The sequence below is a fragment of the Pseudoalteromonas sp. BSi20652 genome (assembly GCF_000239855.1).
Classification (GTDB): Bacteria; Pseudomonadota; Gammaproteobacteria; order Enterobacterales; family Alteromonadaceae; genus Pseudoalteromonas.
In genome coordinates this window covers 44,777-52,386 of the sequence record NZ_BADT01000005.1, presented here as the reverse complement: position 1 = coordinate 52,386, position 7,610 = coordinate 44,777, and the positions used below count along the sequence as shown (strand labels likewise).

General features: G+C 42.9%; 4 protein-coding genes. All 4 read right to left on the bottom strand.

Going from position 1 to position 7,610, the window contains the following annotated elements:
• Nucleotides 1–62: 62 nt before the first annotated feature.
• Nucleotides 63–2,177: an elongation factor G gene (fusA, locus tag P20652_RS16285; RefSeq protein ID WP_008165519.1), complete on the bottom strand. Its 2,115-nt coding sequence runs from the start codon at nucleotides 2,175–2,177 to the stop codon at nucleotides 63–65.
• Nucleotides 2,178–2,204: 27 nt separating this feature from the next.
• The gene (gene rpsG / locus P20652_RS16290) at nucleotides 2,205–2,675 is read right to left on the bottom strand and encodes a 30S ribosomal protein S7 (RefSeq protein ID WP_010555004.1); all 471 of its coding nucleotides are present in this window, start codon (nucleotides 2,673–2,675) and stop codon (nucleotides 2,205–2,207) included.
• 97 nt (nucleotides 2,676–2,772) lie between these two features.
• On the bottom strand, nucleotides 2,773–3,147 hold the full coding sequence (gene rpsL / locus P20652_RS16295) for a 30S ribosomal protein S12 (protein WP_008165517.1): 375 nt from the start codon (nucleotides 3,145–3,147) through the stop codon (nucleotides 2,773–2,775).
• A gap of 194 nt (nucleotides 3,148–3,341) precedes the next feature.
• A complete protein-coding gene (gene rpoC, locus P20652_RS16300; RefSeq protein ID WP_008165516.1) occupies nucleotides 3,342–7,517 on the bottom strand; it encodes a DNA-directed RNA polymerase subunit beta' in 4,176 nt (1,391 codons plus the stop codon).
• Nucleotides 7,518–7,610: the final 93 nt, after the last annotated feature.

Here is a 7,610-nt window from a genome sequence, read left to right as displayed (position 1 = left end):
CTTAAAAAATTCCTAATAAAGAAATTAAAGCCTGACTCACTATTGAGCCAGACAAGCTAAAATTATATAACAGCGCGAGCTGAAATTATTGTATCTGCGACATTTTTAGAGGCTTCAGCGTACTTCACAAACTCCATAGAGTATGAGGCACGGCCCTGTGTTGCAGATCGTAAAGCAGTTGCATAACCAAACATTTCAGAAAGAGGAACTTGCGCATTAATTTGCTTAAGTCCACCTAATGCATCTTCCATGCCTTCGATTATGCCGCGACGACGGTTTAGGTCGCCAACTACATCACCCATATTTGAATCAGGAGTGAGTACTTCAACCTTCATTACTGGCTCTAGTAGTACAGGGTTAGCTTTAAGCGCCCCATCTCTCATTGCCAGTGAACCTGCTATTTTAAATGCCATTTCATTCGAATCTACATCATGGAATGAACCATCATATAAAGTCGCTTTAACGCCAAGTAATGGGTAGCCTGCCAGTACACCTTGAGACATTTGCTCTTGGATACCTTTGTCTACCGCAGGGACGAACTCTTTAGGAACAGAACCACCTACGGTTTCGTTAACGAACTCGTAAATTGGTGACTCATCATCCGTAATATCCATCGGTTCAAGTTTAATCCAAACGTGACCATATTGACCACGACCACCTGACTGACGTATAAACTTCCCTTCAACCTTAACAGTTGAACGAATAGCTTCTCGGTATGAGACCTGCGGCTTACCAACGTTACATTCAACACTGAATTCACGTTTCATACGGTCGACGATGATATCTAGGTGAAGTTCACCCATGCCAGAAATTATAACCTGGCCTGATTCTTCGTCAGTTTGTACGCGAAAAGAAGGGTCTTCAGCAGCTAGTTTACCCAGCGCAATACCCATCTTATCTTGGTCAGCTATAGTGCGAGGCTCAACCGCAATAGAGATTACTGGTTCTGGGAATTCCATACGCTCAAGCGTAATAATAGAATTCGGATCACACAGTGTTTCACCTGTTGTTACGTCTTTAAGACCAATAGCTGCCGCGATGTCGCCTGCGAAAACTTCTTTGATCTCTTCACGAGAGTTTGAATGCATCTGTACGATACGGCCAAGTCGCTCACGCTTACTTTTTACTGGATTATATACCGTGTCACCCTGTTTAACAGTACCAGAGTAAACACGGAAAAAAGTCAAGGTCCCAACAAACGGGTCTGTTGCAATCTTAAAAGCGAGTGCAGCAAACGGCGCTTTATCATTAGCTGGACGTTCTTCCTCAGTACCATTTTCTAAGATACCTTGGATTTGTTTCACTTGTTCTGGTGACGGCATATATTCAACAACGCCATCAAGCACAGCTTGAACGCCTTTGTTTTTAAATGCGCTACCACAAGTAACTGGAACAATCTCATTAGCTAATGTTCGTTGACGTAAAGCATTTTTAATTTCTGCTTCACTTAACTCTTCACCTTCTAAGTATTTATCCATTAGTTCTTCTGAGGCTTCAGCAGCGCTTTCAACTAAATGAGAGCGCCATTCTTCAGCTAATTCCAGAAGATCTGCCGGTATTGCCTCATATGAAAAAGTCATACCCTGGTCCGCTTCGTTCCAGTTAATCATTTTCATTTTTATAAGGTCAATAACACCTTTAAAGTCGTCCTCAGCGCCTACAGGCAACTGAATTGGAACAGGCGTTGCTCCAAGACGAGATTTCACCTGGCTAACCACAGCTAAGAAGTCAGCGCCAGTGCGATCCATTTTATTTACGAAGATCATTCTCGGAACTTCGTATTTGTTCGCTTGACGCCAAACTGTCTCAGTTTGCGGCTGTACACCAGATGAAGCACAAAGAACAACTACCGCACCATCGAGTACGCGTAAAGAGCGCTCTACTTCGATAGTGAAATCTACGTGTCCTGGAGTATCAATAATATTGATACGATGGGCGTCAAATTGAGCGTCCATCCCTTTCCAAAAACACGTTGTTGCAGCAGAAGTGATTGTGATACCACGCTCTTGTTCCTGCTCCATCCAATCCATAGTTGCAGCGCCATCATGTACTTCACCGATCTTATGAGAAAGACCCGTGTAGAACAGAACACGTTCTGTTGTGGTGGTTTTGCCTGCATCTACGTGAGCGACAATACCTATATTACGATAGCGCTCAAGTGGAGTTGTACGTGCCATATGATCCTCTTAAAGGTTAAAGACAGATTACCAACGGTAATGAGCGAATGCTTTATTCGCTTCAGCCATACGGTGAACGTCTTCACGTTTCTTAACCGCAGTGCCTTTATTATCAGAAGCGTCAACGATTTCTTGAGCTAAACGTAAGCCCATAGATTTTTCGCCACGCTTACGTGCAGCGTCTACTAACCAACGCATACCTAATGCGTTACGACGAACTGGACGTACTTCAACTGGTACTTGATAAGTTGAACCACCAACACGGCGAGATTTAACTTCTACCTGTGGGCGGATGTTATCAAGTGCAGTTTCAAAGATTTCTAGGTGCGACTTGCCTGATTTCTCAGCAGCCACGTCTAGCGCACCATAAACAATTTTTTCAGCAGTAGATTTCTTGCCGTCTAACATCACGATGTTAACGAATTTAGCAAGAAGTTCCGATCCGAACTTAGGATCTGGAAGAATTTTACGTTGACCGATTACGCGTCTTCTAGGCATTTTGTATCTCCGGTTTATTCAGGTTTGCTCTTTCGAGTCAATCACCCAAAACAATAATTATATATATTTAGTGCTTGGCCTTACTAACGGAATACAATTAGCCTTTAGGGCGTTTTGTACCGTATTTAGAACGAGCTTGACGACGATCGCTAACGCCTGCACAGTCAAGTGCACCACGAACAGTGTGAAAACGCACACCTGGTAAATCTTTAACACGACCACCACGGATTAGGATTACACTATGCTCTTGAAGGTTATGACCTTCACCGCCAATGTATGAAGTTACTTCGAAACCGTTAGTTAAACGTACACGTGCTACTTTACGTAACGCCGAGTTTGGTTTCTTAGGTGTAGTTGTATATACGCGAGTACATACACCGCGCTTTTGCGGACACGCTTTTAGTGCAGCTGAGTTACTTTTCGTAACCTTGCTACGGCGTGGCTTACGCACTAGCTGGTTAATAGTTGCCATTTAAATAGCTCCTGAAATTAAAATTACTACTGAAAAAAATAAAAAATCCGCCCTTTATTTACGAGCCTGCATTAAGCACACAAGTAAATGGGTGGCGGAATTTTAATGAGCAAAGTTTAACCTGTCAACCTAAACTAACCGCAAGACAGCATATAACTGCCTTACGATTACTTAATCTATTGATTAAGAACAGTTTATTGATTTCCAGACAAATCAGCATTTAGAGCGTCTGTAAGTGCTTGAGTTGCCTCTTCTGCACTTACTGTTTGCTCTTCTACTACTACTTTGCTTTGTTTACGGCGAGCCATACGTTCTTGATGATACGCAAAACCGGTACCGGCTGGGATCAAACGACCCACAATTACGTTTTCTTTAAGACCGCGAAGTTCATCGCTCTTACCATTCACTGCCGCATCTGTAAGAACACGTGTTGTCTCTTGGAAAGACGCTGCAGAGATGAAAGATTCTGTTGCTAGTGATGCTTTTGTGATACCCATTAACTGGATTTCAAACTTAGCTGGTATCTTACCTTGTTTTTCAAGGTCACGGTTTGCGATATTAACGCGCGCCACTTCGATTTGTTCACCGGCTAAGAAGTCAGTATCACCACCGTGCATAATGGTACATTTACGTAACATTTGACGGATAATTGTTTCAATGTGCTTGTCATTGATCTTAACGCCTTGCAAACGGTAAACCTCTTGCACTTCGTTAACGATATAGTTAGCAACATGAGTCACACCACGTAGGCGCAAGATGTCATGCGGTGATTCAGGACCATCGGCGATAACTTCACCTTTAGACACTTGCTCACCTTCAAACACGTTAAGTTGACGCCATTTAGGAATCATCTCTTCGTAATGATCACCTTCAGCTGGAGTAATAACTAAACGTTTCTTACCTTTAGTCTCTTTACCGAAGCTAATTGTACCAGTTACTTCAGCTAATATAGCTGGTTCTTTTGGCTTACGAGCTTCAAATAAGTCGGCTACGCGTGGTAGACCACCCGTGATATCACGAGTTTTCGAACCTTCTTGCGGAATACGTGCTAACACGTCACCTGGGTTTGCTGTAACGCCGTCAATAACTTCAATCGTCGTGAATGAAGGAAGACGTGTTTCTTGCAGACCGCGCTCTTCACTTTCGATGATAAGCTTTGGTTCTTTCGTATTTACTTTAGCAAGATCTTTTACAACTACACGGGTTAAACCAGTTAGCTCATCAGTCTGTGCTTCAGTATTTGAATCATCGATATCGCTGAACGATACTTTTGATTTATGCTCAAGAACGATTGGGTGACTATGCGGGTCCCAAGTAGCAACGATATCGTTACCTAGAACTTCAGCATTGTCTTGCACTGTTAATACCGCACCATAAGGTACTTTATAACGCTCTTTCTCACGACCATGACTATCAATGATAGTAATTTCCGTAGAACGAGAGGTAATAACAATCTTACCGTCTGTGTTTAATACGTACTTAGAGTTATGAAGTTTTAATGTACCATTAGTTTTAACTTGTACATTATTTTCTGCAGACGCTCTAGATGCCGCACCACCGATGTGGAAGGTACGCATTGTTAACTGTGTACCCGGCTCACCAATTGACTGTGCCGCGATAACACCCACTGATTCACCAGCGTTGATGATATGACCACGTGCTAGGTCACGACCGTAACAGTTAGCACAAACACCAAAGTCATTATCACATGTGATAACAGAACGTACGCGAACTTCATCTACTGAATGCTCTTCTAAAAGGTCACACAGTTTTTCGTCTAGCATGATATTACGTTCAACAAGCACTGTATTAGTACCTGGAATCACAATATCTTCAGCAACAACACGACCTAGAACACGTTCACGAAGTGCTTCTACAACATCACCACCTTCAATAAGCGGTTTCATTGTTAAGCCATCTTCTGTGCCACAGTCATCTTCATTGATTACCAAATCTTGTGCAACGTCTACTAGACGACGCGTTAGGTAACCCGAGTTTGCTGTTTTAAGTGCTGTATCGGCAAGACCTTTACGCGCACCATGCGTTGAGATGAAGTACTGAAGTACGTTTAGACCTTCACGGAAGTTAGCTGTGATTGGCGTCTCGATGATTGAACCATCTGGACGTGCCATTAGGCCACGCATACCCGCCAACTGACGAATCTGTGCAGCACTACCACGAGCACCTGAGTCGGCCATCATAAACACTGAGTTAAATGACGGTTGCTCTACTTCTTCACCTTGTGCATTAATAACTGTGTCTTTCGACAAGTTAGACATCATCTCACGTGATAAGTTTTCGTTTACACGTGACCAGATATCGATAACTTTGTTGTACTTTTCACCAGCCGTTACAAGACCCGATTGGAATTGTTGGTTGATTTCAGTAACTTCAGCTTCAGCTGATTCAATTATCTGTGCTTTAACCGGTGGGATAACTAAGTCATCAATACCGATAGAAACACCTGACTTCATTGCATAATGGAAACCGGTGTACATAACTTGGTCAGCAAACACAACTGTATCTTTAAGACCTAGACGACGGTAACACTCATTCAATAAGCCAGAAATCTGCTTTTTACCTAGCGGCTGGTTGATTGATGCAAACGGCATGCCTTTAGGTAAAATAAGAGACAAAATCGCACGACCAACAGTTGTATCGATAACAGTAATAGTATCTTCTACTACGCCGTCTTCGTTTTTAACTGATTGGCTAATACGTACTTTCACAATTGCGTGAAGGTCTGCATTGCCACTGCGGTATGCTTTTTCTGCTTCTTTTGGATCTTTAAATATCGCGCCTTCGCCTTTAGCGTTAATGCGGTCACGAGTCATGTAATAAAGACCCAATACAACATCCTGTGAAGGAACGATGATTGGCTCACCATTCGCAGGAGATAGAATGTTGTTTGTTGACATCATTAATGCACGAGCTTCAAGCTGCGCTTCGATTGTTAACGGTACGTGTACCGCCATTTGGTCACCATCGAAATCGGCGTTGTAGGCCGCACATACTAATGGATGCAAATGAATCGCTTTACCTTCGATAAGCACAGGCTCAAACGCTTGGATACACAAACGGTGAAGTGTTGGTGCACGGTTAAGTAATACTGGATGTTCACGAATTACTTCGTCAAGTACATCCCATACTTCCGGAACTTCACGTTCAACCATTTTCTTAGCAGCTTTGATTGTCGTAGCCATGCCGCGACGCTCTAGTTTGCCATAGATAAATGGTTTGAATAGCTCAAGTGCCATCTTCTTAGGAAGACCACATTGGTGAAGCTTAAGTGTAGGACCAACTGTGATTACAGAACGGCCTGAATAATCTACACGCTTACCAAGTAAGTTCTGACGGAAACGACCTTGCTTACCCTTGATCATATCAGCAAGAGATTTAAGAGGGCGTTTGTTAGAACCTGTAATTGCACGACCACGACGACCGTTATCAAGTAACGCATCTACCGCTTCTTGTAACATACGTTTTTCGTTACGAACAATAATGTCTGGTGCCGCTAAATCTAGTAGACGCTTAAGACGGTTATTACGGTTAATAACACGACGGTAAAGGTCATTTAGATCAGATGTCGCAAAACGACCACCGTCTAGTGGTACTAATGGGCGTAGATCAGGTGGCAATACTGGAAGTACTGTCATGATCATCCACTCAGGGTTATTACCTGATTGATGGAACGATTCCATTAATTTAAGACGTTTAGTGATTTTTTTACGCTTAGTTTCAGAGTTAATAGTTGGTAACTCTTCACGCATCTCAGCAATTAATTGAGCAAGATCGAGTTCACGAAGCAAGTCTAAAACTGCTTCAGCACCCATCTTAGCTTCAAACTCATCACCGTGCTCTTCTAATGCATCAAGGTATTCTTCTTCACCAAGTAATTGACCACGCTCAAGCGTTGTCATACCTGGCTCAGTTACTACGAATGACTCGAAGTAAAGAACACGTTCAATATCACGAAGCGTCATATCTAGCATTAAGCCGATACGTGACGGTAATGATTTTAAAAACCATATGTGTGCAACTGGGCTCGCAAGGTCAATATGACCCATACGATCGCGTCGCACTTTAGTGAGTGTAACTTCAACGCCACACTTTTCACAGATCACACCACGGTGTTTAAGGCGTTTATATTTACCACATAAACACTCATAATCTTTCACTGGGCCGAAAATACGGGCACAGAATAAGCCATCGCGCTCAGGCTTGAAAGTACGGTAGTTAATAGTCTCAGGTTTCTTTACTTCACCGTATGACCATGAACGAACCATGTCTGGTGAAGCAAGACCAATGCGAATTGCATCGAATTCTTCGGTCTTATTTTGTTGCTTCAGAAACTTAAGTAAGTCTTTCACCTTAGCTCTCCTGTCGGAGTTAATCTTGAGGACGGGTAATCTCGTCCCTACATTCTATTCAGCCGTAACAGATGCTGCAGCGTTAACTGCAGC

What these genes read in the sequence shown, in the direction of transcription:
- rpsL (WP_008165517.1), bottom strand. Translation starts at nt 3,147, where the DNA reads ATGGCAACTATTAACCAGCTAGTGCGTAAGCCACGCCGTAGCAAGGTT.
- rpsG (WP_010555004.1), bottom strand. Translation starts at nt 2,675, where the DNA reads ATGCCTAGAAGACGCGTAATCGGTCAACGTAAAATTCTTCCAGATCCT.
- fusA (WP_008165519.1), bottom strand. Translation starts at nt 2,177, where the DNA reads ATGGCACGTACAACTCCACTTGAGCGCTATCGTAATATAGGTATTGTC.